27 protein-coding genes are annotated in these 25469 nt (G+C 33.0%); 15 read left to right on the forward strand and 12 right to left on the reverse strand.

Annotated features, from left to right (window positions below):
• Positions 1-2: 2 nt before the first annotated feature.
• Positions 3-2471, reverse strand: coding sequence for a TonB-dependent receptor (locus tag AC13CQ_RS09170; RefSeq protein WP_008613117.1), 2469 nt, complete (start codon positions 2469-2471; stop codon positions 3-5).
• Between the two features lie 115 nt (positions 2472-2586).
• Here AC13CQ_RS09170 and AC13CQ_RS09175 point away from each other — a divergent pair, with 115 nt between their 5' ends.
• On the forward strand, positions 2587-2946 hold the full coding sequence (locus tag AC13CQ_RS09175; RefSeq protein WP_008613115.1) for a CoA-binding protein: 360 nt from the start codon (positions 2587-2589) through the stop codon (positions 2944-2946).
• Here AC13CQ_RS09175 and AC13CQ_RS09180 read toward each other — a convergent pair.
• On the reverse strand, positions 2930-4411 hold the full coding sequence (locus AC13CQ_RS09180; RefSeq protein ID WP_008613113.1) for a sodium:solute symporter: 1482 nt from the start codon (positions 4409-4411) through the stop codon (positions 2930-2932). The genes AC13CQ_RS09175 and AC13CQ_RS09180 overlap by 17 nt on opposite strands.
• Positions 4412-4490: 79 nt before the next feature.
• On the opposite strand from AC13CQ_RS09180, the gene recR reads away from it, so the two are divergent.
• From recR to rimO, 12 genes are all read left to right on the forward strand, one after another.
• A complete protein-coding gene (gene recR, locus AC13CQ_RS09185; protein ID WP_008613111.1) occupies positions 4491-5111 on the forward strand; it encodes a recombination mediator RecR in 621 nt (206 codons plus the stop codon).
• A gap of 100 nt (positions 5112-5211) precedes the next feature.
• Positions 5212-6585, forward strand: a complete 1374-nt coding sequence (locus AC13CQ_RS09190; protein ID WP_008613108.1) for a dihydrolipoamide acetyltransferase family protein — start codon at positions 5212-5214, stop codon at positions 6583-6585.
• A gap of 87 nt (positions 6586-6672) precedes the next feature.
• Positions 6673-7452, forward strand: coding sequence for a 3'-5' exonuclease (locus AC13CQ_RS09195; RefSeq protein ID WP_008613106.1), 780 nt, complete (start codon positions 6673-6675; stop codon positions 7450-7452).
• A gap of 11 nt (positions 7453-7463) precedes the next feature.
• Entirely contained in the window at positions 7464-8075 is a 612-nt protein-coding gene (locus AC13CQ_RS09200; protein ID WP_008613104.1) for a fumarylacetoacetate hydrolase family protein, read from the forward strand.
• A gap of 49 nt (positions 8076-8124) precedes the next feature.
• Positions 8125-8460 (forward strand): Hpt domain-containing protein, encoded by a 336-nt coding sequence (locus AC13CQ_RS09205; RefSeq protein WP_008613102.1) that lies wholly within the window; start codon positions 8125-8127, stop codon positions 8458-8460.
• Positions 8461-8462: 2 nt separating this feature from the next.
• A complete protein-coding gene (locus AC13CQ_RS09210; protein WP_008613100.1) occupies positions 8463-9710 on the forward strand; it encodes a competence/damage-inducible protein A in 1248 nt (415 codons plus the stop codon).
• Positions 9711-9785: 75 nt separating this feature from the next.
• A complete protein-coding gene (gene rpmB, locus AC13CQ_RS09215) occupies positions 9786-10022 on the forward strand; it encodes a 50S ribosomal protein L28 (protein ID WP_008613098.1) in 237 nt (78 codons plus the stop codon).
• A gap of 27 nt (positions 10023-10049) precedes the next feature.
• The gene (gene rpmG, locus AC13CQ_RS09220; RefSeq protein WP_008613096.1) at positions 10050-10232 is read left to right on the forward strand and encodes a 50S ribosomal protein L33; all 183 of its coding nucleotides are present in this window, start codon (positions 10050-10052) and stop codon (positions 10230-10232) included.
• A 6-nt stretch (positions 10233-10238) separates the two neighbouring features.
• Entirely contained in the window at positions 10239-10391 is a 153-nt protein-coding gene (locus AC13CQ_RS09225) for a DUF4295 domain-containing protein (RefSeq protein ID WP_008613094.1), read from the forward strand.
• A gap of 126 nt (positions 10392-10517) precedes the next feature.
• Positions 10518-11474 (forward strand): signal recognition particle-docking protein FtsY, encoded by a 957-nt coding sequence (gene ftsY, locus AC13CQ_RS09230; RefSeq protein WP_474506727.1) that lies wholly within the window; start codon positions 10518-10520, stop codon positions 11472-11474.
• Positions 11475-11480: 6 nt separating this feature from the next.
• Positions 11481-11756, forward strand: coding sequence for a hypothetical protein (locus tag AC13CQ_RS09235; RefSeq protein ID WP_008613091.1), 276 nt, complete (start codon positions 11481-11483; stop codon positions 11754-11756).
• A gap of 154 nt (positions 11757-11910) precedes the next feature.
• The gene (gene rimO / locus AC13CQ_RS09240) at positions 11911-13215 is read left to right on the forward strand and encodes a 30S ribosomal protein S12 methylthiotransferase RimO (protein WP_008613089.1); all 1305 of its coding nucleotides are present in this window, start codon (positions 11911-11913) and stop codon (positions 13213-13215) included.
• Between the two features lie 69 nt (positions 13216-13284).
• On the opposite strand, the gene AC13CQ_RS09245 is transcribed toward rimO, so the two are convergent.
• The 6 genes from AC13CQ_RS09245 to AC13CQ_RS09270 form a co-directional block, all read right to left on the reverse strand.
• Positions 13285-13656: a Dabb family protein gene (locus tag AC13CQ_RS09245; RefSeq protein ID WP_337902001.1), complete on the reverse strand. Its 372-nt coding sequence runs from the start codon at positions 13654-13656 to the stop codon at positions 13285-13287.
• A gap of 42 nt (positions 13657-13698) precedes the next feature.
• Complete coding sequence (locus AC13CQ_RS09250; protein WP_337902003.1) at positions 13699-14025, reverse strand: DMT family transporter; 327 nt, start codon at positions 14023-14025, stop codon at positions 13699-13701.
• A 68-nt stretch (positions 14026-14093) separates the two neighbouring features.
• On the reverse strand, positions 14094-15074 hold the full coding sequence (locus AC13CQ_RS09255; protein ID WP_337902004.1) for a DUF6515 family protein: 981 nt from the start codon (positions 15072-15074) through the stop codon (positions 14094-14096).
• A gap of 33 nt (positions 15075-15107) precedes the next feature.
• The gene (locus AC13CQ_RS09260; RefSeq protein WP_474506725.1) at positions 15108-15836 is read right to left on the reverse strand and encodes a DUF2092 domain-containing protein; all 729 of its coding nucleotides are present in this window, start codon (positions 15834-15836) and stop codon (positions 15108-15110) included.
• Between the two features lie 231 nt (positions 15837-16067).
• Positions 16068-16757: an aquaporin Z gene (gene aqpZ, locus AC13CQ_RS09265; protein WP_008613081.1), complete on the reverse strand. Its 690-nt coding sequence runs from the start codon at positions 16755-16757 to the stop codon at positions 16068-16070.
• A gap of 185 nt (positions 16758-16942) precedes the next feature.
• A complete protein-coding gene (locus tag AC13CQ_RS09270) occupies positions 16943-19708 on the reverse strand; it encodes a T9SS type B sorting domain-containing protein (protein WP_474506724.1) in 2766 nt (921 codons plus the stop codon).
• Between the two features lie 151 nt (positions 19709-19859).
• Between AC13CQ_RS09270 and AC13CQ_RS09275 the strand changes: the two genes are divergently transcribed.
• Complete coding sequence (locus AC13CQ_RS09275; protein WP_482882860.1) at positions 19860-20372, forward strand: adenine phosphoribosyltransferase; 513 nt, start codon at positions 19860-19862, stop codon at positions 20370-20372.
• Here the strand turns inward: AC13CQ_RS09275 and AC13CQ_RS09280 are convergent.
• The 3 genes from AC13CQ_RS09280 to AC13CQ_RS09290 form a co-directional block, all read right to left on the reverse strand.
• Positions 20369-20521 carry a hypothetical protein gene (locus tag AC13CQ_RS09280; RefSeq protein ID WP_040880028.1) on the reverse strand — a complete coding sequence of 51 codons (153 nt, stop codon included), beginning with the start codon at positions 20519-20521 and terminating at the stop codon, positions 20369-20371. The genes AC13CQ_RS09275 and AC13CQ_RS09280 overlap by 4 nt on opposite strands.
• A 230-nt stretch (positions 20522-20751) precedes the next feature.
• Entirely contained in the window at positions 20752-22587 is a 1836-nt protein-coding gene (locus tag AC13CQ_RS09285) for a M56 family metallopeptidase (protein WP_482882861.1), read from the reverse strand.
• Positions 22587-22946, reverse strand: a complete 360-nt coding sequence (locus tag AC13CQ_RS09290; protein WP_008613075.1) for a BlaI/MecI/CopY family transcriptional regulator — start codon at positions 22944-22946, stop codon at positions 22587-22589. Before AC13CQ_RS09290 ends, AC13CQ_RS09285 begins: the two co-directional genes overlap by 1 nt.
• Before the next feature lie 194 nt (positions 22947-23140).
• On the opposite strand from AC13CQ_RS09290, the gene AC13CQ_RS09295 reads away from it, so the two are divergent.
• Entirely contained in the window at positions 23141-24076 is a 936-nt protein-coding gene (locus AC13CQ_RS09295) for a calcium/sodium antiporter (protein WP_008613068.1), read from the forward strand.
• Between the two features lie 183 nt (positions 24077-24259).
• Here the strand turns inward: AC13CQ_RS09295 and AC13CQ_RS09300 are convergent, their stop codons facing one another.
• Positions 24260-25273, reverse strand: a complete 1014-nt coding sequence (locus tag AC13CQ_RS09300; protein WP_008613066.1) for a glutamine synthetase beta-grasp domain-containing protein — start codon at positions 25271-25273, stop codon at positions 24260-24262.
• Positions 25274-25469 lie beyond the last annotated feature (196 nt).

The following is a 25469-nucleotide window of genomic DNA, read 5'->3' on the forward strand; positions in this document are numbered from 1 at the left end:
TTTTAGAAACCACCTCCGCTACTTTCTTTAGTGTTATTGTCTCTATTTTTACGTGCTACTTTTCTGTTTTTTCCACCGCCAAATCGATAAGATAATCCAGCAAATATGGTTCTGCTTTCCCAATTAAAAGCACCTTCTTGCATGTATGGACGCTCTCCTTCAAATCTAAATTGCATAGTATTGAAAATATCGTTGAAATTTAAACTAAAGGTTCCTTTGCCTTGCGCAAAGCTGTAACGTGCTCCTGTATTTACAAAATACATGGGTTGTGCATTCATTTGAATTCCTTTGTTTTCTCCTCTATAAAATCCAAATAAAGAAAGGGAGAGCTTTTTTGTAATCGTAAAATTATTATTCAAACGAGCGTTATACGCCACATTCTCAACTTTAATTTTTTCTTCCACAATATCATCCACAGATGGGGTGTCGCTTGGGTTTAATTGTTCGGTTAATCCACGTTGGGTTTGCGAGTATAAATCGAAACTTCCGTTAATGCTCCACCATTCTAATGGTTTATAATTTGTTGAAATTTCAAAACCGAAGGCTTCAGTGTCGTCAAAATTATCATAGGTAAGCACTTGCTTTGAAACATCCAATCGGTCTATATATAAAGCTCTGTTAATTTCGTCTTTTATGGCTCTGTAATACACCCCTAAAGTAATACTCCCGTGTTCCAATCTACGTGTGTAATTTGTTTCAAAGGAGTTTGTAAATTGCGGTTTTAGACTTTCATTTCCATAAGAAGAAATAATTGGGGTACTCCATTCTCTAATAGGATTTACCTGTGTAAGTCCTGGTCTATCTACTCTTTTACTATAACTAACTTGAAACTGATTTTTTTCTGAAGGAGAATAAGTTACAAAAGCCGAAGGATATAATTGTGAATAATTGTCGGTGAAACTACGAACGCTATTAGTGTCTGCCTTAACCGATACATTTTCGTAGCGAGCTCCAACTTGATAGCTCCATTTTTCGAAATTCTGACCAAAAGTAGCATACCCAGAATAGATATCCATTCCGTAGATAAATTCTGTACTTGGGGTAGGCACGAGTTGTCCGCCACTGTTAAAAGTAAATCCTGTTGAATTGTAATCTACATTGGTTTCAAAATTACGAGTTTCAACTCCAAGTTCTAATTTAGACTTTTCAGAAAGCGGATTTACATAATCTAAATTGGCAATAGTCTGTTGTCTTCTTGTATCAACAAAATCTAAATAATCGGGTTGAGTTGTTGCGCCAGAATAGTTGAAATCTGCATTTTCTTCATCTGAAAAATTACTGTAATCCACTTCCAATTCAATATTGTGACCTTCTTTCTCAAAATCTCTTTTATAATCAAAATTATATTGTTCGTTTTGGTTGGAATTATTGCTTATAAATAATTGTTGTGTGTCTCCAACCGATGGGTCTATATTTGTAATTCTTGTGTCTCCAGAGCCTTTTCCATCGTAGATATTCTGATTTGTAAAAACAGAAATAGTATTGTTGTCATCTAAGAAAAAGTCAACTCCTAATTTGTATAAATGCGATTTGTTATTATTGAAAAAATTAAAATTTTGAATCTGGTTTTCATTAAAATTAGCAGATGCTTCATCGTCAAAACGTTCTATTCTTCCATCGTTCACATATTTCCCAATATTGTTTCCGTAATTCCCGTAAAAGTTAAATTTTCCACGTCGGTAATTTAAATCTATAGAACTATTAAATTTAGCTTCCTCTTGATAAGACAACCCTAGATTTAAATTTCCATTAAAACCAATATTAGCATCTTTATACAATACAATATTAATAAGTCCGCTCATCCCCTCAGGGTTATATTTTGCTGAAGGATTTGTAATTAATTCTATCTTTTTGATAGATGTTGACGGGATTTGTTTTAATAATTGTGCAACAGGGACGTTGGATAATTTTCCGTCTACCATAACCCGAACATTAGAATTTCCTCGCATAGATAAATCGCCTGTTTGTTGATCCACATTTAGTGATGGAATATTATTCATAATATCACTAGCGGTAGCTCCTTGTGTGGTTAAATCTTTTCCAACATTAATAACTTTACGGTCAATTTTCTGTTCAATACTAGAGCGTTCTGCAACCACATCTACGCCTTCAAGCTCAGTAATATTTTCTTCAAGAGTAATAGTTCCAAGGGCTACTTTTCTATTTTCTTTTGAAATTGTTATTGCTTTACTAAAAGTGTTGTATCCTATAAATTGTACTTCAAATAAATAGGATCCTTCTTCAATATTGGAAAGTTCAAAAGTACCATCGTCGTTTGTAATGCCTCCAACAATTGTATTTCCTTCTTTTTTTATAACTACAGTAGCATATGGAATTGGTTGTTGAAGTGATTTGTCGATTACAGTTCCTGAAACGCTCCCAAGCTTAGCAAAATTTGTATTGGGAGCGCTGTTTTGTGCATTTAAGATAGTTGATAAGGCTATCATGCAACATAGAATGAATTGTTTCATTGATTGATTTTTTTGATTGATGATTTTTGTTTAATTTCATTTAAGCTGTTACCTAATTGACGACTGTTTAAGCAAGCTGTTACAGCTTTATTAAATCTTTAACATTATTTAACAAATGAAGAAAACACTAGTAATGGGCGCTTCTTTAAAGCCTAGTAGATATAGTAATATTGCGATAAACAGATTGGTTTCGGCTGGTAATGAGGTTGTTGCATTTGGTTTAAGAAAAGGAGAAGTGGCAGGAGTGGAAATAGATACAGCGCTTTTAAAATATAAAAATATTGATACCGTTACGTTATACTTAAATCCAAAAAATCAAGAACAGTATTACGAGTATATAATTGGTTTAAATCCAAGCCGAATTATTTTTAATCCAGGTACAGAAAACCCCGATTTTTACGCAATGCTTCGTAAAAATAATATTGATTATGAGGTGGCTTGTACGTTAGTTTTGCTTTCTATTGGGCAGTATTAAATAGAATTTCTTTTTCTGCTGAAGTTGGTTTACTAGAGATAAGAAGTAATCCTATAAAAGTTAGAGCTCCATTGAGAATTAATACAAAAAAACCAAAATCAAATCCAAACTGAGTATTACTCCAGGTGCTTATTACATAAGCTAAAATTGGAGATAAAATAGCTATAAAAGGCACCCATTTATCGTTTGCTTTAAGTTTTGTGAAAAGTCCAAAGCTATAAAGTCCCAGGAGTGGACCGTAGGTATAACCAGTAAAAACAAAGAGTTTAGCAATAACGCTTTCGTCTTTTATAATATATTTAAAGGCAATGATTACTAGAATTAAAACCAATGAAAACAGAACATGGATATTTTTTCTGATTCTAATCTGTTTCTTAGCATTGTATTTTTTTTCAATATTTAAAATATCAACACTAAATGAAGTGGTAAGAGAGGTAAGAGCACTGTCTGCGCTACTGTATGCCGCTGCAATAAGTCCAATTAAGAAAAATATAAACACGCCAATTCCTAGATAGTCTTTAGCAAGTACAGCAAATAAATCGTCTTTATGAGCATCAATACCTAGCTGTTGCGCGTAAACGGTCATTAACAATCCTAAACATAAAAAAATAAAATTTACTACTGTTAGTACAATTGTGAACCAGAACATATTTTTTTGAGCATCTTTAAGAGAACGACAAGTAAGATTTTTTTGCATCATATCTTGGTCAAGTCCTGTCATTACTACAGAAATAAATGCTCCAGAAATAAACTGTTTCCAGAAGTAATTTCCGCTTTTAAAATCGTCAAAAAAGAACATTTTAGATAAGTCGCTTGAGGCAATATAATTTGCCATGGTCTCGCCACTAATATTTAAATCGTTGTAAACAGTAACAATGGCAACCCCTAATGCTATCAACATAAAAAGAGTTTGCAGCGTATCGGTCCAAACAATAGTTTTGATGCCGCTTTTAAAAGTATAAAGCCAAATAAGTATAATGGTTAGCGTTACGGTAGCCCAAAAAGGCACGCCCATTTCATTAAAAATAATTACTTGTAAGACATTGGCTACAAGGAATAATCTAAAGCTAGCTCCAACAATTCTAGAAAGTAAAAAGAAAGAAGCGCCGGTTTTATAGCTATTATTTCCAAATCTCTTTTCTAGATACGTGTAAATAGAGGTGAGGTTTAGTTTATAATATAGGGGTAATAATACAGTTCCAATAATTAGATACCCAACAATATAGCCAAAAACAACCTGCATATAACCAAACTTAGACTCTTCAACCCAGCCGGGTACAGAAATAAAAGTAACCCCACTAAGAGAGGCGCCAATCATCCCAAAGGCTACAATATACCAAGGCGATTGTCGGTTTGCTTTAAAAAAGTTATCATTACTTTCTTCATCTTTGCTTGTTAAGAAGGAGACTAAGATTAAAATTCCGAAGTAAGCAGCAATGATTAGGAGGATATAAATAGGCTTCATGTAATTTTTTTCTGAAATGAATATACAAAACTATGTTATAAAATTTATTTATGACACTTAAAATTGTAATTTCGCAACAATGGAATTTTCATCTAAATTATTAGAAAGTGCCGTTTATGAAGTTTCTCAGCTTCCAGGCATAGGAAAGCGTACTGCGCTTCGCTTAGTACTGCATTTATTGCGCCAACCCGAAAGTCAGACTACCAATTTGGCATCCTCACTTTTAACCCTTAAAACAGAAGTAAAGTTTTGTAAGAGCTGTCATAATATTTCTGATGTAGAATTATGTGAAATTTGTGCCAACCCAAAGCGACAAGAAAAATTGGTGTGTGTGGTAGAAGATATCCGAGATGTTATGGCTATTGAAAATACAGGGCAATACCGTGGAATTTATCATGTTTTGGGAGGTAAAATATCTCCAATGGACGGAATTGGTCCTTTAGATTTGAATATTGCTACCCTTGTGGAAAAAGTAAAAGAAGGAAAAGTAGATGAAATAATTTTTGCTTTAAGCTCGACAATGGAGGGAGATACTACCAATTTTTATATCTTTAAACAGTTGGAACCTTATAAAGTGGTAACATCTACAATTGCGCGAGGTATTGCGGTTGGAGATGAATTGGAATATGCAGATGAGGTTACTTTAGGAAGAAGTATTTTACATAGAATACCTTTTGAAAATTCTTTAAAAAGTGATTAACGTAGAATTATGATATTATAAAGAAAAATTAATAACGAAAAAGCTTATTTTTTATTATTTTCGCAAAATAAGCAACTTAAAATAGCTACAAATTATTGATATGGCAAGAATTGAATTAAAACTCCCACAAATGGGGGAAAGTGTCGCAGAAGCAACGGTAACTTCTTGGTTAAAAGAAGTAGGTGATACCATTGAAGCAGATGAGGCGGTACTAGAAATTGCAACCGATAAAGTAGATTCTGAAGTTCCAAGTGAAGTAGATGGAGTTTTAGTAGAGAAGTTTTTTGAAGTAGATGCTGTTGCGAAAGTTGGAGATGTCCTGGCTATTATTGAAACAGAAGGAGAGAATGAAGATGTTAAAGAAGCTTCAGAGGAAAGCGCTTCAACAGCTGTAGAAACAGAAAAAGAAGAAGTGAATGGAACGTCTGTTAATGAATTAGAAGACAATATTTCAGCAATAAAAGAAAGTGTTTCTGCACCAGTAGCAGATTTTAATGATTCTGAAAGATTTTATTCTCCTTTGGTGAAAAATATTGCTAAAGAAGAAAATATAAGTCTAGGAGAATTAGAAACTATTAGCGGTACAGGAAAGGATGGGCGAGTTACTAAAGACGATATTTTAAAGTATTTAGAAAATAGAGGCTCAGCTTCAAGTACTAAACCAGTATCTGTAGCTCCAGAACCTACTAAAAAAGTAGAGTCGCAAAGCAAGCCTACACCTCCAGTAGGACAAACAGTACAAGCATCTCCAGTTTCTGTAAATGGGCAAGATGAGGTAATTGAGATGACTCGAATGGGGAAATTAATTTCGCATCATATGGTGCAGAGTGTTCAAACTTCTGCACATGTACAGAGCTTTATTGAGGTAGATGTAACAAATATTTGGAATTGGAGAAACAAAGTAAAAAATGAGTTTCAGAAAAGAGAAGGAGAGAAGCTTACTTTTACGCCAATTTTTATGCAAATAATTGCTAAAACCATCAAAGATTTTCCGCTAATTAATATTTCTGTTGATGGCGATAAAATCATCAAAAAGAAAAATATTAATTTAGGAATGGCGGCTGCGCTTCCAGACGGGAATTTAATTGTTCCAGTAATTAAGAATGCAGACCAGTTAAATTTAGTTGGAATGGCAAAGCGTGTAAACGACCTTGCAGGGCGTGCACGTGTAAATCAGCTTAAGCCAGACGAAATCCAAGGTGGAACTTATACAGTAACCAATGTTGGGACTTTTGGAAGCGTAATGGGAACTCCTATTATTAATCAACCTCAAGTTGCTATTTTAGCGTTGGGTGCCATTAGAAAAGTACCAGCAGTTATTGAAACTCCAGAAGGCGATTTTATAGGAATAAGACATAAAATGTTCTTGTCTCATAGTTACGACCATCGTGTAGTAAATGGAGCTTTAGGAGGACAATTCATACAAAGAGTTGCTGAGTATCTCGAAGCTTGGGATGGCGATAAAGAAATATAAAGAAAATAAACTTTTGAAAAAATAAAACCCTGAAAACTCAGGGTTTTATTTTTTCAATCCCTAATTTTATAATTTCAAAATAAAATCATGGAATTAAATTTATCTAAACCTATCTGTTTTTTCGATTTGGAAACTACAGGAATTGATGTAGCTAGAGATAGAGTCGTAGAAATATCAATATTAAAAGTATTTCCAAACGGAAATAAAGAAAGTAAAACTTGGCTGGTCAATCCAGAGATGCCAATTCCACCAGCATCGTCTGCAATTCATGGAATTACCGATGAAAAGGTAGCTAATGAGCCTACTTTTAAAGAGTTATCTAAAACTATTTATAATATGATTAAGGATAGCGATTTGGCGGGTTATAATTCTAATAGATTTGATATTCCTGTATTGGCAGAAGAATTATTACGTTCGGATATCGATTTTGATATGGGAAGTCGGGTTGCGGTAGATGTGCAAACTATTTTTCATAAAATGGAACAACGTACCCTATCTGCTGCCTATAAATTTTACTGTGGTAAGAGTTTAGAAGATGCGCATACAGCAGAAGCAGATACCAATGCAACCTATGAGGTTCTAAAATCGCAATTGGATCGTTATAAAGATGATTTAGAGAATAATATGAAGTTTTTAAGTGAGTTTACTACTAGGAAACAAACCGCAGATTTTGCTGGATTTATTATCTTTAATGAAGATGGAGAAGAGGCTTTTTCTTTTGGGAAGCATAAAGGTAAAAGAGTGGAAGATGTTATGGAACAAGAACCAGGTTATTTTGGCTGGCTCCTAAATGCAGATTTTCCTTTGTATACCAAAAAAGTACTCACAGCTATAAAATTGCGTAAGCTAAATAATAAATTAAATTAGTAGTCTTAAGAATGAAGATTATTTGTATTGGTAGAAATTATACCGACCATATTGAAGAGTTGAAGAATGAAAAACCAACAGATCCAGTAATTTTTATAAAACCGGATAGCTCTGTATTGAAAAATGGTCATGATTTTTATATTCCAGATTTTTCAGATGATGTACATTATGAGGTAGAAGTGTTGGTGAAAATTAACAAGGTAGGAAAGTTTATCGAGCAGAAATTTGCACATAAATATTACGAGGAAGTAGGCTTGGGGATAGATTTTACAGCTCGCGATGTACAAGCTAAATTGAAAGAAAAAGGATTGCCTTGGGAAAAGGCAAAAGGTTTTGATGGCGCTTCTGTAATTGGAAAATGGATTGATAAAACGAAACTACCTTCTATTAATAATATTGATTTTAGCTTAATAAAGAACGAAGAAGTAGCTCAAAATGCAAATACTTCTTTAATGTTATGGAAAGTAGATGAGTTAATTTCGTATATTTCCACGTATTTTACACTTAAAATTGGAGATATTATTTTTACTGGAACTCCTGCTGGAGTAGGAAAAGTTGCATCAAATGATAAGTTAGAAGGCTTTTTAAACCAACAAAAAATGTTTTCAATAAAAGTGAAATAATGTATAATTAATTCGCTTTGATATCTATATAAAGAAACAATAATAACTAATGAAATACAGCTTAGACAAACTAAACGAACTATCTGGTGGAGACAATGAGTTTAATGCCTCCGTGATAGAGACTTTTTTGTTGGAAACCCCCGAAGACCTAGCAAAATTGCAAAAATCTGTAAGTAATAAAGAGTTTGACTTAATTTACCAATTTGCGCACAAAATAAAGCCTAATGCAGATTTATTAGGAATTGAAACTGTGAGAGAGCATATGTTGGCAATGGAAGGGCATGCGCGAGGAGATAAAGATATTGATGCAATAAACAGTCTTTTAAAAGAAGCGGAATCAGAATTACAAAATGCATTTTCTGAGTTCAAAGCGTATTTAAGATAGTCATGTTTGCAGAGATAATTACAATTGGCGATGAGATTCTCATAGGTCAGATTATAGATACCAATTCAGCTTTTATAGCTAAGCAATTAAATCTTATTGGAGTTTCTGTATATCAAATCACCTCTATTCAAGATGATAAAAAGCATATTCTAGAGGCTTTAAAAGAAGCGGAAGAAAGAGCGGATATTATTATAATTACTGGCGGATTAGGACCTACAAAAGATGATATTACAAAACATACCATTTGCGAATATTTTGATGATGAGTTGGTAGAAGATGCTACTGTGTTAGCGCATGTGGAGCATTTGTTTAAAAAATATATCTCTACCCCAATTTCCGATTTAAATAGAAAGCAAGCCTTAGTTCCTTCTAAAGCAAGAGTGCTAAAAAATAACTTTGGAACTGCGCCTGGAATGTGGTTGGAAAAGGGGAGTAAAACCTTTATATCTCTACCTGGAGTGCCTTATGAAATGGAAGCGTTGATTACGGGAGCTGTAATTCCGAATATCCAAGAAAAATATGAGCGCCCCTATATTTTACATAAAACTATAATTACTTATGGGTTAGGAGAAAGTGCTTTAGCAGAACGAATAGAGGCCTGGGAAGATAATCTCCCTCCATTTATAAGATTGGCTTATTTGCCGAATTTAGGAAAGGTAAGATTACGACTTACAGCCAAAGGAACGGATAAAGATATTTTAGATTCTGAAGTAAAGAGCCAAATTGAAAAATTAAATCCGTTGATAAATGATATTTTCTTCGGAATGGAGGAGGATAGTGTATTGGAAATAGTAGCAGGGAAATTACTGAAACAAAATAATGAAACCGTTGCTACAGCCGAAAGTTGTACAGGAGGAAAAATAGCAGAAACTTTTACAGCAATCCCTGGTTCTTCCGCTTATTTTAAGGGGAGTGTAGTAAGTTATGCCACGCAAGCAAAGATAGATGTTTTGCATGTGGATAAAGCTTTGGTAGAACGCCATTCTGTTGTAAGTAAGCAAGTTGCTGAGGCAATGGCATTGAGTGCGCAAAAACTTTTTAAATCTACCTATGCAATTGCCACTACAGGAAATGCAGGGCCTACAAAAGGCGATTCTAATGCAGAAGTAGGAACAGTTTTTATAGCAATTGCTACTCCAAAAGGAGTTATTTCAGAAGAATTTAACTTTGGGAATCATCGGGAGAAGGTAATAAATAAGGCAGTTAACAAGGCTTTTGAAATTCTTTGCAAAGAAATTTTAAAAAAATAGCATATTTACTTGTCTTACAAGTGAAAAATTCGTTAATTTGCACCCTGTTTTTAAATAACATAAAGTTTTAGAAGAATGTCAAGAGTTTGTGAACTTACTGGAAAGAAAGCGATGGTGGGAAATAATGTTTCTCACGCAATGAACAAAACCAAGCGTAAATTTGATGCGAATCTTATCAAAAAACGTTTCTTCCTTCCTGAAGAAGATCGTTGGGTTACGCTTAAAATATCTACATCTGCGTTAAAAACTATTAACAAGAAAGGTATTACTGCGGTTTTAAAAGAAGCTAAAGAAAAAGGGTTTATTAAGTAATTAATAATCCGTTAAAAAGATATAAAGATGGCAAAGAAAGGTAATAGAATACAAGTTATTTTAGAGTGTACCGAGCATAAAACTTCTGGGCAACCAGGAACATCTCGTTACATTACTACGAAAAATAAAAAGAATACACCAGATAGATTAGAGATTAAAAAATTTAATCCTATTCTTAAGAAAATGACTGTTCATAAAGAAATAAAATAATAAGCCATGGCAAAGAAGACAGTAGCATCCTTACAGACAAGTTCAAAAAGATTAACCAAAGCAATTAAAATGGTTAAGTCTCCGAAAACTGGCGCTTACACTTTTGTAGAAGCTGTAATGACTCCAGAAGCAGTTAATGACTGGTTAAATTCAAAATAAGAAGTTCACAACTTATTATATATTAAGGCTACTTTCGTATAGAAAGTAGCCTTTTGTTTTTATATCTTTGGAGTTCATAACCAAAAGGGTTGGTTATAGTCCGTCAACTAACGTATACGTTGTAAAATGAGTTTTTTTAAGAAAATATTTTCATCAGAAAAGAAGGAAACTTTAGACAAAGGCCTAGAGAAATCTAAATCAAGTTTTCTTTCCAAGTTAGGAAAAGCAGTAGCAGGGAAGTCAAAAGTAGATGACGAAGTGCTAGATAATCTTGAGGAGGTTTTGGTTACAAGTGATGTAGGAGTTAATACTACACTTAAAGTTATTGAGCGTATTGAAGCTCGTGTTTCTAAAGATAAATATCTTGGTACAGAAGAGTTGAATCTTATTCTGAGAGAAGAAATAGCTGGATTATTATCGGAAACTAATTCGGGAGAAGAAAAAGAATTTGTTATTCCTGCAAATAAAAAACCTTATGTGTTGATGGTAGTAGGGGTAAATGGCGTAGGAAAAACCACAACGATAGGGAAATTAGCGTATCAATTTAAAAAGCAAGGAAAAAAGGTGGTTTTAGGAGCTGCCGATACTTTTAGAGCTGCCGCTATAGACCAATTGCAAGTTTGGGCAGATAGAGTAGAGGTGCCTATTGTAAAGCAACAAATGGGGAGCGATCCTGCTTCTGTAGCTTTTGATACCTTAAAATCTGCCGTAAATCAAGATGCAGATGTTGTAATTATCGATACAGCAGGAAGACTTCATAATAAAATAAATTTAATGAACGAGCTTACAAAAGTTAAGCGCGTTATGCAGAAAGTGGTTGGAGATGCTCCTCATGATGTTCTTTTGGTTTTAGATGGCTCTACAGGACAAAATGCCTTTGAGCAAGCCAAACAGTTTACAAAAGCAACCGAAGTTACTTCTTTGGCGGTAACCAAATTAGATGGTACTGCAAAAGGTGGCGTTGTTATTGGAATCTCCGATGAATTTAAAGTTCCTGTAAAATATATTGGTGTAGGAGAAGGTATTGAAGACTTACAAGTTTTTAATAAGTATGAATTTGTCGATTCATTTTTTAAGAAATAAAATTTAATGCCAAATAGAACGCTTGTAACCGTTACCAAAATAATAGCTTATTACTGTATGTTTTATGCTGCAGTTAAATGTTATGCTATTATAAATGGGATGTGGCTTTTTCCAAATTTAATTGTAGGAATCTTTTTAGCTATTATCGCTTTTATAGGTTTTTGGATTATGAAAACTGAAAAGTATAATTGGTATTATTTGGTGGTTTGTGTAGTCCTTCTTTCTGCATTACGCTATTATGAGCCTACTTTAATCCCGTATTTACAAGAAGTTTTAGGTTAAAATTAATATTAACTCGAATTATCTTCGTTTTATACACTTCCAAGTTGTAATTTTGCCCACTGTTTTAAAATAAGCATTTTATGATGGATTTTTTGTTTTTAGATGATGTATCTATTAAAGAAAATCTTTCAATTTAAATAAGAAATCGGTTGTTATGAGAACAAAATCATTGAAGAAGAATAAGATTAATGTTGTGACTTTAGGATGCTCTAAAAATGTATATGATAGTGAAGTACTTATGGGGCAACTTAAGGCAGGAGGAAAAGAGGTTGTTCATGAAGAGGAAGGGAATATTGTAGTGATAAATACCTGTGGATTTATAAATAATGCAAAAGAGGAAAGTGTAAATACAATCCTTGAGTACTTAGAAAAAAAACAGGAAGGAGAAGTAGATAAAGTGTTTGTTACAGGGTGTTTGAGTGAGCGTTACAAGCCAGATTTAGAAAAAGAAATTCCAGATGTAGATCAGTATTTTGGTACTACAGAATTGCCAAGTCTGTTAAAAGCACTTGGGGCAGATTATAAGCATGAGCTTATTGGGGAACGTATGACTACAACTCCTAAAAATTATGCTTATTTAAAAATTGCTGAAGGTTGCGACCGTCCTTGTAGTTTTTGTGCTATTCCTTTAATGAGAGGAAAACATATAAGTACTCCGATTGAAAATTTGGTCAAAGAAGCCAACAATTTAGCTGCCAATGGGGTTAAGGAGTTAGTGCTAATAGCGCAAGATTTAACTTACTATGGTTTAGATTTATATAAAAAAAGAGCTTTAGCAGACTTGTTAAAGGAGTTGGTTAAAGTAGAAGGGATTGAATGGATTCGTTTACATTATGCGTTTCCTACAGGGTTTCCAATGGATGTTTTGGAAGTAATGAAAAACGAACCTAAGATTTGTAATTATATAGATATTCCTTTACAACATATTGCCGATCCTATTTTAAAGTCGATGCGACGAGGAACTACAAAGGAGAAAACAACAAAGTTGCTTCAAGATTTTAGAGCCGCTGTTCCAGAAATGGCTATAAGAACAACATTAATTGTTGGGTATCCTGGAGAGACAGAAGAAGATTTTCAGACTTTAAAACAATGGGTTAGCGAAATGCGTTTTGAGCGTTTAGGCTGCTTTACTTACAGTCATGAAGAGAATACGCATGCGTATAATTTAGAAGATGACGTTCCTGAAGAGGTAAAGCAACAAAGAGCTTCAGAAATAATGGATATCCAATCGCAAATCTCATGGGAGTTAAACCAAGAGAAAGTAGGGAAAACTTTCCGATGTGTAATTGATAGAAAAGAAGGGAATTATTTTGTAGGACGTACGGAGTTTGATTCTCCAGATGTAGATAATGAGGTGTTAATAGATGCGTCTCAGTATTATTTAAAAACTGGGGAATATGTTGATATTTTGGTAGAAGAAGCGGGAGATTTTGACTTGTATGGTAAGCCAGCAGTGTAATTTTAAAAATATAAAAAGGAGGCTACATTTTTAAAAATGTAGCCTCCTTTTTTATGAGTTTGTTTTAGTTTATTTGTTAACTACATAATCAATCTCCATAAAATCTACAACCTCTTTTTTCCATACATTTTCTACAAATGCTACATGGTCTGGATGATTGCTATAGGTGTCATAATCTGCTTGACTTTTAAATTGCATAGTTAAGCCCCATTCAAAATCGTTCTTTTTACCAATTTCCTTAACGCTTGTCATATTTAAAACGGTTGGAATGGATTTAAGTGCTACTGCTTTTTCGATAAAAATCTTCTCCGCTTCAGATCCTTTTGGATGCTTCAATTTAAAGAACACAGTATGTGTAATCATATCTTTATTTGATGAGGAATTGCAACTTGTTATAGCAAGTGTTGTTAGGAAAGTAAGTAGTAAAAATAGTTTTTTCATTTTGGATAAATTTTCTTTTTTCCGAAGTTACAAAAATGGGATTTAATGCGAAACAAATTTTAAACCTACTAAAGAAATAATTAGAGTTGAAATAAAGAATAAGCGCCAGAAATCAACAGGTTCATTGAAAAGAAAAATCCCAGCTAACACGGTTCCTACCGCTCCAATTCCTGTCCAAACGGCGTAGGCTGTTCCTATGGGGAGTGTTTGGGTAGCCTTCATTAATAAAAGCATGCTAATTGTTAGGCACACTAAAAACCCGAGATACCAATAGCTAGCTTCATTCCCAGTACTATTTTTTGCCTTTCCTAAGCATGTAGCAAATCCAACCTCAAAAAGTCCTGCTATAATTAAGAGTATCCAATTCATAATATTAAAAAAATATTGCCTCGTGATATACTATCCACGAGGCAATAAAAATAAAGAAATTATTAAGACTATTCTTCTTTAACTTCTGCAACTTCGTATTGATTCTTACCATCAATTTTTACAGGTTGATAGTAAGTTTCTCCATATTTTACATAGGTTTGATCTCCAATTCTTACTTCTTCTGCGCCTTCTGGTAAGTTTTCTACTACTGTTCCAGCAGTTGGAGGAACAACAGTATAACCATCACTATCTTTTTCATAATAAGCCCCACCGTAATAATAATTGTTTGTGCTATCTCCGGTACTTACAGTTTCATAACCATCAGGAAGAACTTTTATAGTAGCTCCTACCGGGGCTTGTACAACAGTATAACCATCTTTTTCTTTAACATAGTAATTCCCTTGATCATAGTGGTATTGTTCATTTTCAACAGAAATAATAATAGCAGTTGTTGCTAATGAGGCTACGAAAAATCCCCATGGATGCCAAATAGGTCCCCAGTAAAAAGGGGTAAATGGATGGTAATAATATGGGTGGTATGCATAATAATGAAAACCTCCGTAGGAATATGGTGGCCTGTAATAAGGTCTAGGATTAGGTCTTACTACTGTATGACGGTTGTTAATGTGAACGTTATTATTACGATTTACATTGATGTTTACATTATTATTATTGTTATTATGCGGTCTGTTAACAACATTTGAATTTGATAAGTTTCCATTATGATTAGGTCTTGAATTGTTGTTGTTAGGCCTGTTTACCGTAGATCTAGAGCTGTTGCCAGTTGAAGGTCTGGTAGATGGGCGAGACGTAGTTGTTGGTCTACTAGGTCTAGTAGCTGGTCTGGTACTAGGGATGTTTCTACTAGGTTGTTTATGAAACCCACCGTTAATAGGTTGTCTCCCTGCCGAGGGGCGAGATGCAGTGTGTGGGCGACTCATACTTGCGCCATGACCAAAGCGTTGAGCTTCTATTGTTATTGGGAAGATTAGCAATAAAGCAAAGAAAGCTATTTTGCTATAATTTATATGTTTTATTTGAATTTTCATGTGTTTTAACTTTAGTGTTGTATAAAGAATGAATTATTCAGCTTTAGCCATAATATCTATGTTTCTAGAATTTTCTGGCGGATAGAAATTAAAAATAGCATCATCAATTTCAGGATTGATAACCCAATCTTTAAAGGTTACTTCGTATTGGTTGTGGTTGCCATCTTTATGAATTATTACCATTTTTTTTGGGAGTGGGTCTTCATCATTTTCAATCCATAATTGAACATTCAATTTATTATTTGAAGCTAGCACATGATAGCACAACACATTGTCTATATAATCATTCCCCATATAAATTATATTACTAAAATTTTCAATCATATCATCTGTTAAGCTGGGGTAGAATATATCGGCAGCTGGAAAACGGATATCAAATTTTTTATGAAACCCATCAATGAGTTTAATAATATTATCTGGGGCATCTAAGACAGAATAATTGTTTTCATCTACAGAATAGTAAACAAACTTTGTTCCGTTGTAGTAATAGTCTTTATTATGTTGTGTGCCTCTTGTTTGCACTAGCATTTTATTTGGACCAATCATACTAATATTATCCGTATAAAAGTGTTTTTCTAATCCATAATATCCATCATAGTCTGTGGAACGTTCAAGAGTAAGGGTGCAGGCATCTATGGAGCCTATGTATGCCCCCATGTTGTCAATAATATTAATGGCAGCAGAATCTATTACCGATTGATTATTTTGTGCAAAGCTTGAAATTCCGCACAAAAAGCATAATGCTAATACAATTTTTTTCATGTGTTTATCTTTATTACTTTTTTAAAAGACATGTTAGGCATCTAATTTATTTAATTAATAAGATGAATAAAACCTATTGTAAAACGGTCTCATTTATATAAATAAATAGAAAATATAATTTGTAGTAATAAGGAGGAATAGTGTGTAAAGTACTAAGATACTACATTAAACTAATAAAAAAAAGTCCCAATTTTAAAAATAGGGACTTCATATAGTATTATTTTTTGAATGTTATTCTTCGGTGTTTGGAGCTATAATTTTGTAAACAATACCAGCAATTGCAGCACCAATAATAGGTGCAACCCAAAACAACCAAAGTTGTCCCATAGCCCAATCTCCAACAAATAGAGCCTGACTTGTACTACGAGCAGGGTTAACAGAAGTATTGGTAACGGGAATACTAATAAGATGAATTAAAGTTAAGCCTAATCCAATAGCTATTCCAGCAAATCCACTAGAAGCATTTTTGTGGGTAACTCCTAAGATGATAATTAAAAACATAAATGTCATCACAATTTCTGTAACCAGTGCAGCTGTTAAATTATAACCATCTGGAGAGTGTGCTCCATAACCATTGGCAGCAAAACTCCCTATAGAAGCCCCGTCTTTACCAGTAGCAATTAAATATAAGATACCTGCTCCAGCGATACCTCCAAGAACTTGAGCGATGATGTATGGTAAAAGGTCTTTACCGTCAAAACGTCCACCAACCCATAAACCGATTGAAACAGCTGGGTTTAAATGGCAACCAGAAATATGCCCAATAGCATAAGCCATGGTGAGGACTGTTAAACCAAAGGCCAAAGCAACGCCTGCAAATCCAATTCCTAGTTCTGGGTATCCAGCAGCAAGCACGGCGCTACCACAACCACCAAGTACCAGCCAAAGGGTACCAATAAATTCTGCAATTAGTTTTTTCATTTTTTATCGAAATTTGTTAATAATAAAAAATGTAAGCTTGGTGGTGGGAAAAGTATGTATGTTTGTGGGGTAAAACGTATGTTATACGTAATTATTATTCTATAAATGTAATAAAAAAATCTAAATGATAATTGTTTTTTTATTACAAAACATGAAAGATAAAATTGTAAATTATTGTAAGAAAATTATAATTTTAGAGTAAAGTGACCTTTGTATTCTTTCCCATCGGGAAGTTTAAAATAATACCAGTAATCATCTGGAGGTAATAGTTTTCCATTATACTTTCCATCCCATCCTATTGATTTTAAAGGATCAAAAGCACATATTAATTTACCGTACCTGTTATAAATTGAAACATAAGTAGCTTGGTTATAAAGAGATGGATTTAAGCCACTCAAATTCCAAGAATCATTTATAGTATCATTATTAGGAGTGAAGAATTTAGGGAAACCAATTATAGCAAAATCTTGAGAAACCGTTGTACAATTATATGTGTCTTTAACATATAGCGTATGTTCACCTGGAGGTAAATTTGCAAAAGAATTGGATTCTTGATAATTGCTAAACTCATTATCTACAGCGTATTCGACCTCTCCATTATTAGAATTTACTATAACCTCAATATTTTTATCGTCAATTTTAATTTCCTCAATTACTGGGACTTCAACTTCATTTACCGTTACATTTATAGATTGACTACAGCCTACTATTGGGTCGGTAACTGTTAATTGGTAGACACCTGAAGCGTTAGCGCTTATAATATTTGTTGTTTCTCCAGTATTCCAAAGGTAATTGTATTGTGAGGCGTATGTAGTACTTATGCCAGAGCTGATAATGACAGGGAAGTTTTGTGTGCAAGCTATACTTTCTTTATCTTCAATAAGAGGGAATGGTTTAGTTATCAGCTCAATCGACCCGCCACCATAGCATGAATTTCCATCAACAGCTCTAATGTATACTGTTGTATTAGAAGACTCATAATTGTCAGGAATTGGATTGATTCCAATAGCAGCATCTTGAGGATTCTCGTGTAAGGTAACAATAACTCCTGACTGTCCAATATTACTTACAATATTTGACCTTATAGATGAGATATCAAAAATAGCGATACCATCATTCTCATAATCACAACCATATTGATCTGGAGCTGTTATTGGAGTTGCAGCATTTGTTTGCAATTCAATGGGGACTATTTCATAACATTCTGGGTTTGTTCCGTATACTTTAGCATATACAATTTGGTTCATGGTAATATTCCTATAAATAGGATCGATATAATCTGTATTATCTACATCAGCATCAGCATCTGTGGCACTTAAATAGAAATTAGCATTCACAAATTGTGTAGTGTTTAAGGTAATGTCTGGAATTGTATTATTTAAATTAAATGTAGCAATACCGTCATTTGGATTATTATCAAAAGAGTCGCATTGCGTAAAAGGGAATGTTCCGCTATATACATTTGGAGCTTCAGAAATAGTAACCTGTTTAATAAGTGGGTCGTATGCTACTCCATTTGTATATAATTGGAGAGATACCGTATAGGTGCCAGGGTTGGTATATTGATGAGTTGGGTTTTCGACTGTACTAGTATTTGAGCCATCTCCAAAATCCCATTCTACACTTGTATATGGGTCTTCAGAGGTAATTGTAAATTCAGTAGTATCTCCTAAACAGGTATTTTCATAATCAAAAGAATAGTAGAAAATAGATTGGATAAAAGCTGGCAATCCTTGTCCAGTTACCCGGCCATTTAAATCTGTATAATCGGGTTTATAATCACACGTAGTTCCTAATTGATTTGGGGTATTAATTACAGAGAGTTTTGTTCTTTTATCGTTTAATTGATAAGATGTTCTGTATATTTTTCCATTTAGGGCTAATTGTAATGCTCCAGTTATTGTAGATGAATTATCTATTATTGTTTTACTATTTGCTATATTGTTACTTTCCAAATTGTATTGGTAAAGTAAGCCCCTTTCAAATAGATCATTAGAATTAAAAATAGAGGAAGTAATATACAAGACCTTAGAGTTTGGAGAAAACTCAACTCCGTATGGGTACTCATTATCTAATAAAGTTTCTTGATTGCTTACCATACCTGAAGCATTATCAAAGTTGTATAATAATACTTTTCCATTTTTTCTTAGCCCAGTTCGCGGGTTGCCTAAATTGGTAGAAGTGTGAGCAATTGCTAACTTTTTTCCGTTAGGAGATACTTTTAGGTAACCTATAGCCGTAGGATTAGCTCCTTTGCTAGCACCATCAGGATATAATCTTGGGTTAACAGTTTGTTGTACTGTAGAGATTACAGGATTGCTATTCACTCCGTTTGCATCAACTTTAAAAGCGTAAAACTTATTTACAAATTGAGTAATTACCCAAATGGCAGTCCCATCGTTATTAGTAACAGCAGTTATTTTTTCTGAAGCTTTAAATTCCCTTTGTATAGCATCGTTAGTATCATAAGTTATTAAATGAATATTCTTTTTACCAGTAATAACATCTCCATAACCTCCATTTAATGTCATATCTACTTCTGAATAGTTAATTCCTTCAATTGTATCGCCAGCGTCAGCTTGAAGTTTGCCAGGCTCATCAACCGTAAAAATATAATATAAACCTCTTCTAACAGGATTAGGTATAATAATAGCAGATTGTGTACTCGATTTATCTCCTAAAAGAGCATAACCATTAGGCATCTCAGTATGGTTTCTGTCCCAAACAGATATTCCATCTGTATAAAAAAGTAAACTTCCATTAGTGTCAGAAATAGCAGCGCATCCTTCTCTAGAGTTTAATTGTCCATTTGTTAAAGGAGTGGGAGGTTCTGTGTTAAAATTTAAACCTGCTCTTTCGCCAAAATACCAATAAGCGGACTCTTTTTGCGCTAATAATTGATTGCTTAAGAGCAATCCTAAAGTAAGTATGAAGAATTTTAGAACTTTCAAATTTTAGATATCTGTGAATTAGTAGCTTAGATTTGGCTAAAAGTAAGAATAAACAGTAGTTATACGAAATAATTTTACGACAGAATATTTTAATTTTAAGATTAAGTTATTTTTATTGTATTATTAGCTAAAATTAAAAAAAGCACAACCTATGCAGCTCTCAGATTACATTCGTGATATACAAGACTTTCCAAAGCAAGGGATTTTGTTTAAAGACATTACACCACTGTTATTGAGTACTAAAGCAACCCATTTGGCGGTGGATGAGTTGTATAAAAAAATAGAGGGTAAAAAAATAGATGTTGTAGTTGGAATTGAAAGTAGGGGCTTTTTCTTCGGGACATTATTGGCTCAAAAACTAACATGTGGTTTTGTGCCAGTTAGAAAACCAAATAAGTTGCCAGCAGAAACTACTTCACAAATATATGCTTTAGAATATGGAGAAGATAAGTTAGAAATCCATACCGATGCTATAAAAAAAGGAGATAGAGTTCTAATCCATGACGATGTTTTAGCAACTGGTGGAACTGCCGAAGCGGTATGTAAATTAGTAGAAAAACTAGGTGGAGAAGTGGTGCAGTGTAATTTTTTAATGGAATTATCTTTCCTTTCTGGAAGAGAAAAATTGAAAAATCATGAAGTAAAAGCGGTTATAACTTATTAGTCCAAAGCATTTTTGGTAACATAGGCACGCCAGCCAATAATAGCTAATTGGAATTTACTCGCTTTTGCCAAATCCAGTTCTTTTTTTGTAAAAGAAGGGAGGATTAACTTATTTATTCTTGCTAACAGTTTAAAAAATTTCTTTTTCATATAGTTATTTTTCTTGTAAAGGTAAAAAATATAGAGATAATTATCGGGAGTATAGTCGTTTATCTCTTGTGGCGGATTTTGCTCCGTAATCAAGTTTTTCTTTATTTTTTTTGATAAAAAATCAGTAAAAGTATACCGAAAACTAGCCGTTAGAATCCTTACTCAAAAAAATAGCTCATTGCTTTTCTATAAATGCAATGAGCTAATATAAGCTATACGATGTATTAAATTTAAAAACTATTTTTTGAACTTCCTTTAGTTTGAATTATTATTACTCCATTTTTACCTTTTTCACCATATTTTTCAACGGCATCTCCATCTTTAAGAATGATAAAAGCTCTAATTTCTTCTCGATCTATTTTGGAGTATTCTTCATGACTTATTTCTTTTCCATCAAGAATAATTAATTGATTGGGGTCAATTTTTTTAAATTGAATTGAAGTACTTTTATTCTTTGCTTCACTAGTATTAGTTTCCAAAACAATCTCAATTACTCCATTTTTACCTTCATCTCCATATTTTTTAGTAGCTTTAGCATCTTTGAGTACATTAATATGATTAATTGTGGAAGGATCAATCGTATTTATATCAAAATCTTCATGGAGAATTTTGCCATCTAAAACATAAAGTGGCTTTTCTTTTTGATCTATTGTAGTTGAAGATATTTTAAAACTATTTTTACTATCACTACTGTTTAAGTTTATTTGGTCACTAACTTTTAAGAATATTTCTACAACTCCATTTCTGCCTTTTTCACCGTATTTTTCAATAGCACTCTCTCCTTTTATAACATTCATGCTATAAATACTTTCTGGGTCAATTGACTTTACATCAAAATCTTTCGGCATTATTTTACCATCTACCACATAAATAGGATCGCCTAATTGTTTGCTTAAGGTTTGTTCTGTTAGTAGGTTATTGTCTGTGGACTTTTCAATATCTAAATAAACAGTGTTGTTGTTTGTTCCGAAATATAAATTACCAATCCCTTCTTCTTTACTGAATTCCGTTGGTCCTGCTTTTATGCTTCCTACAATATACTTAATCTTAATATTTTTTATTAATCCAGACGAATTGCGTTTAAGATTACTATAGATTAATTTATTGCCCTGTTTTTGGACTTTATTTTTTAATTCTTCAAGCTCATTATCTGTTGTTTGTTTTGTAATTACGTATTGATTGGTAGTGTTTTCATTTAAATGATTAAACTTAGTAACTGTTTTAAAACTAAAAAGCATCATAAAACCAGCTAATAACGGGAGGATTAAACTGTACTTCCAAAGGTTCTTTTTGTTTGATTTTTGTTTTTGTAACATAACGATTCGTTTTTTGATTAATGAATTATAAAATGGATTGATGATGGAATATTGCATTCCGTTTAATTGCTTCAATAGTAAATATTGATATTCTTTTTGGGTATTGAGTTTATTAGAAGTATGTAGATCTGTTATATACTCTAAGTTTTGAGTGTGTTCCTTTTTATACAACCAAGCAATTGGGTTTATCCAGAATACAATGGTGTATATATGAAGAAAAATAACATCAATAGAATGGTGCTGCTTTGCATGAATTTGCTCATGGGTTAGAATGGCTTCTAATTCCTTCTCTTTATATATGTTTGGATTGTAAACTATATAGTTGAAGAATGAAAACGGACTCATATTTTCGTTTGTTAGCACATAGTTAAAATTACCTTTCTTGAGAGTTCCTTTTTTTATAAACCGATATAATGAAGCTAATTGAATTAATAGCTTAGTGCTAAAAAATAATATTCCTAATAGATATCCATAGAAAGCATAAGTTAGTAATTTACTGGCTACAGAAATTTCTTGTGCTGTTTCATTTGTTATTGTAGGTAGAGAAGTAGGAGTGTTTGTAGGAACTTCAATAATATTTATAGTTTTAAAATAAATAAAAGGGATAACGATGGAGGCAATTAATCCAAAATTTAAAAACCATCTAGTTGAATTAAAAAAAGTTTCTTTTTTTAAAAATAGGTGGTAAACTGCCCAGAATAATACCAAAATCCCAGACGATTTTACGAGATGTATAAAGAAAACTTCCATTAGTTATTTTTTTCTATTTGTTCTATAATTTCTTTTAATTCTGCAACGCTAATCTTTTTTTCATCAGCAAAAAACGAAACAATGTTTTTATAGGAGTTGTTGAAATAATCTTCAACTGCTGTCGATACAAATCTTTTTCGGTAGGCTTCCTTTTTTATAATAGGGTAGTATTGATGTGTATTTCCAAAAGCATTATGTGCTACGTATCCTTTTTCTTCTAAATTTCTAATAATAGTAGAAAGGGTGTTGTAATGGGGTTTATCTTCCCTTATTTCTGCTTGAACTTCTTTTACAAAAGCTTTGTCAAGCTTCCATAAAATCTTCATAATTTCTTCTTCTTTATTTGTTAGCTTTTGCATGAGTAGAAATTTATTTCTTTTAAGTTGAAACGAATATATAACTATTATTTTAGTTATACAACTATAAAAATAGTTAATAAACTATTATTGTAGTTGTTTATTGTTTTTGTTGTTGGTAATTTATAAATACTGTTATGTTTTGCTAAAGGAAGAAGTATCTTTGTTTAGCAAAATACTTTGTAAGAATTTTTTATATGAATTTACTCTTTATTGTTTCTGGATTAATCTTATTGATATTAGGAGGAAATTGGTTGTTAAAGTCGGCAGTTAGTATTTCTTTACGACTTAATATTCCTAAAATAGTAATCGGAATGACGGTGGTTTCATTTGCCACATCAGCTCCAGAATTAATTGTAAGTGTAAAATCGGCTTTAAATGGTTTTCCAGATTTAGCAATGGGAAATGTGGTTGGTTCTAATGTGGCAAATTTAGGATTGGTTTTGGCCGTAACTATTATTTTATCTCCTATACAAGTGGAACGAAGCTTTTATAAAACCGATTGGCCAGTAATGATGATTTCTTCTTGTGTGTTATTTGGTTTTGTAGCTTTTGACAATTCTCTACAGCGCTATGAAGGGATTATCCTAGTGCTCTTTCTAATAATTTTTTTAATCTACCTTTTAAAAGTTCAAAAACCTGCAGTTGTGGAGGAATTGGAGGTAAAGGAGGAAGCGCCTTTATCGGTTTTAAAAACAGGGATTCTCTTAGGTTTAGGAGGAGTCTGCTTATGGGGAGGTTCGGAATTACTAATTAGCGGAGCAGTTGGAATGGCCGAATTTTATGGAGTAAGTAAAAGGGTAATAGCGGTAACGGTAGTTTCTATAGGAACAAGTGTGCCCGAATTGGCAGCTTCTATAATAGCAGTAATGAAAAAGGAAAAAGCTATCTCTTTAGGAAACTTAATAGGTTCTAATATGTTCAATATTTTGGCGGTTCTTGGAGTTACTTCAATTATTCAACCAATTATAATTAACGATAAGGGCTTACTTACTAACGATATTTATTGGATGTTAGGAATCTCATTTATTATCCTACCATTGGTTTTTTTGCCAAGAGGATTACGATTAGGTTGGCGTGATGGAATAATTTTATTAGGGCTATACGGTATTTTTGTCTGGACTATACTTTAGATTAAGTATCTGATTTACAAGGTTGTAGGATGTAATAGTTTTGCTGTTTTAACGGCTATATCGAACCGTTTTTTTAGTTTTCTTCTAGTGGTTATTGACCTATTTTTATGGTGTTCTATAAAAGAACAAAAAAAATGCTGCCTAAAATAGACAGCATTTTTATATATTAAATCTTAAAAGTGTTTAGGCTTTTACGTCTTTCACTGTTTCAATAATTCTTGAAGCAACTTTGTATGGATCTGCATTAGAAGCAGGACGTCTATCTTCTAACCATCCTTTGTATCCTTTTTCTACTGTAATAATTGGAATACGGATAGAAGCTCCTCTATCAGAAACCCCATAACTAAAATCGGTAATAGAAGCAGTTTCATGTTTTCCAGTTAAACGCTCGTCGTTAAACTCACCATAAACAGCAATATGTTCTTTAGTTACTGGTCTAAAAGCTTCACAAACTTTATCGTAAACATCTTTAGAACCACAAGTTCTCAATAATGTATTAGAGAAGTTAGCGTGCATACCAGAACCATTCCAATCTCCTTTAACTGGTTTTGGATGGTATTCAATATAGTAACCATATTCTTCACATAATCTATCTAATAAATAACGAGAAATCCAGATTTCGTCTCCAGCTCTTTTACCTCCTTTGGCGAAAATTTGGTATTCCCACTGTCCGCATGCAACCTCTTGGTTAATTCCTTCAAAGTTTAATCCTGCGTCGATACATAAATCTGCGTGTCTTTCAACAACTTCTCTTCCGTGAGTGTTTAAACCACCAACCGAACAGTAATATAATCCTTGTGGACCAGGGTAACCTCCAACAGGGAATCCTAATGGAAGTTGTGTTTTAGCATCCATAATAAAGTACTCTTGTTCGAAACCAAACCAGAAATCTTCATCATTTTCATCATCAATTGTAGCTCTCGAGTTGGTTTCATGTGGCGTACCATCGGCATTTAGAACCTCTGCCATTACCAAGTATCCATTTCTTCTTGCTGGATCTGGGAAAATAGAAACAGGCTTTAATAAACAGTCAGAAGAACCTCCTTCTGCTTGTTTTGTAGAAGAACCATCGAATGACCAAATTGGACAATCTTCTAGTTTACCGCTGAAATTATCTTCAACTTTAGTTTTACTTCTCATGTTTTGGGTTGGAAAATATCCATCTAACCAAATGTACTCAAGTTTAGCCTTGCTCATTTCTTATAATAATTTTTAATTGAACTTTACTCGTAGACAAAAATATGGTATTTTGTTTCTTGTCCCGAAAATTAAAGGGGTATTTTTGAAAAAAGTTTGCTATTTTTATTAATACCCTATTTTTGTAGGGGGTATTTTCTTTTTTATATAAATATCCTGAAATTTGTTAATAATAATTTAATATTTTATTTACTTA

The sequence above is a fragment of the Galbibacter sp. L-19 genome (genome assembly GCF_056857615.1).

What these genes read in the sequence shown, in the direction of transcription:
- AC13CQ_RS09170 (WP_008613117.1), bottom strand. Translation starts at nt 2,471, where the DNA reads ATGAAACAATTCATTCTATGTTGCATGATAGCCTTATCAACTATCTTA.
- AC13CQ_RS09175 (WP_008613115.1), top strand. Translation starts at nt 2,587, where the DNA reads ATGAAGAAAACACTAGTAATGGGCGCTTCTTTAAAGCCTAGTAGATAT.
- AC13CQ_RS09180 (WP_008613113.1), bottom strand. Translation starts at nt 4,411, where the DNA reads ATGAAGCCTATTTATATCCTCCTAATCATTGCTGCTTACTTCGGAATT.
- recR (WP_008613111.1), top strand. Translation starts at nt 4,491, where the DNA reads ATGGAATTTTCATCTAAATTATTAGAAAGTGCCGTTTATGAAGTTTCT.
- AC13CQ_RS09190 (WP_008613108.1), top strand. Translation starts at nt 5,212, where the DNA reads ATGGCAAGAATTGAATTAAAACTCCCACAAATGGGGGAAAGTGTCGCA.
- AC13CQ_RS09195 (WP_008613106.1), top strand. Translation starts at nt 6,673, where the DNA reads ATGGAATTAAATTTATCTAAACCTATCTGTTTTTTCGATTTGGAAACT.
- AC13CQ_RS09200 (WP_008613104.1), top strand. Translation starts at nt 7,464, where the DNA reads ATGAAGATTATTTGTATTGGTAGAAATTATACCGACCATATTGAAGAG.
- AC13CQ_RS09205 (WP_008613102.1), top strand. Translation starts at nt 8,125, where the DNA reads ATGAAATACAGCTTAGACAAACTAAACGAACTATCTGGTGGAGACAAT.
- AC13CQ_RS09210 (WP_008613100.1), top strand. Translation starts at nt 8,463, where the DNA reads ATGTTTGCAGAGATAATTACAATTGGCGATGAGATTCTCATAGGTCAG.
- rpmB (WP_008613098.1), top strand. Translation starts at nt 9,786, where the DNA reads ATGTCAAGAGTTTGTGAACTTACTGGAAAGAAAGCGATGGTGGGAAAT.
- rpmG (WP_008613096.1), top strand. Translation starts at nt 10,050, where the DNA reads ATGGCAAAGAAAGGTAATAGAATACAAGTTATTTTAGAGTGTACCGAG.
- AC13CQ_RS09225 (WP_008613094.1), top strand. Translation starts at nt 10,239, where the DNA reads ATGGCAAAGAAGACAGTAGCATCCTTACAGACAAGTTCAAAAAGATTA.
- ftsY (WP_474506727.1), top strand. Translation starts at nt 10,518, where the DNA reads ATGAGTTTTTTTAAGAAAATATTTTCATCAGAAAAGAAGGAAACTTTA.
- AC13CQ_RS09235 (WP_008613091.1), top strand. Translation starts at nt 11,481, where the DNA reads ATGCCAAATAGAACGCTTGTAACCGTTACCAAAATAATAGCTTATTAC.
- rimO (WP_008613089.1), top strand. Translation starts at nt 11,911, where the DNA reads ATGAGAACAAAATCATTGAAGAAGAATAAGATTAATGTTGTGACTTTA.
- AC13CQ_RS09245 (WP_337902001.1), bottom strand. Translation starts at nt 13,656, where the DNA reads ATGAAAAAACTATTTTTACTACTTACTTTCCTAACAACACTTGCTATA.
- AC13CQ_RS09250 (WP_337902003.1), bottom strand. Translation starts at nt 14,025, where the DNA reads ATGAATTGGATACTCTTAATTATAGCAGGACTTTTTGAGGTTGGATTT.
- AC13CQ_RS09255 (WP_337902004.1), bottom strand. Translation starts at nt 15,074, where the DNA reads ATGAAAATTCAAATAAAACATATAAATTATAGCAAAATAGCTTTCTTT.
- AC13CQ_RS09260 (WP_474506725.1), bottom strand. Translation starts at nt 15,836, where the DNA reads ATGAAAAAAATTGTATTAGCATTATGCTTTTTGTGCGGAATTTCAAGC.
- aqpZ (WP_008613081.1), bottom strand. Translation starts at nt 16,757, where the DNA reads ATGAAAAAACTAATTGCAGAATTTATTGGTACCCTTTGGCTGGTACTT.
- AC13CQ_RS09275 (WP_482882860.1), top strand. Translation starts at nt 19,860, where the DNA reads ATGCAGCTCTCAGATTACATTCGTGATATACAAGACTTTCCAAAGCAA.
- AC13CQ_RS09280 (WP_040880028.1), bottom strand. Translation starts at nt 20,521, where the DNA reads ATGAAAAAGAAATTTTTTAAACTGTTAGCAAGAATAAATAAGTTAATC.
- AC13CQ_RS09285 (WP_482882861.1), bottom strand. Translation starts at nt 22,587, where the DNA reads ATGGAAGTTTTCTTTATACATCTCGTAAAATCGTCTGGGATTTTGGTA.
- AC13CQ_RS09290 (WP_008613075.1), bottom strand. Translation starts at nt 22,946, where the DNA reads ATGCAAAAGCTAACAAATAAAGAAGAAGAAATTATGAAGATTTTATGG.
- AC13CQ_RS09295 (WP_008613068.1), top strand. Translation starts at nt 23,141, where the DNA reads ATGAATTTACTCTTTATTGTTTCTGGATTAATCTTATTGATATTAGGA.
- AC13CQ_RS09300 (WP_008613066.1), bottom strand. Translation starts at nt 25,273, where the DNA reads ATGAGCAAGGCTAAACTTGAGTACATTTGGTTAGATGGATATTTTCCA.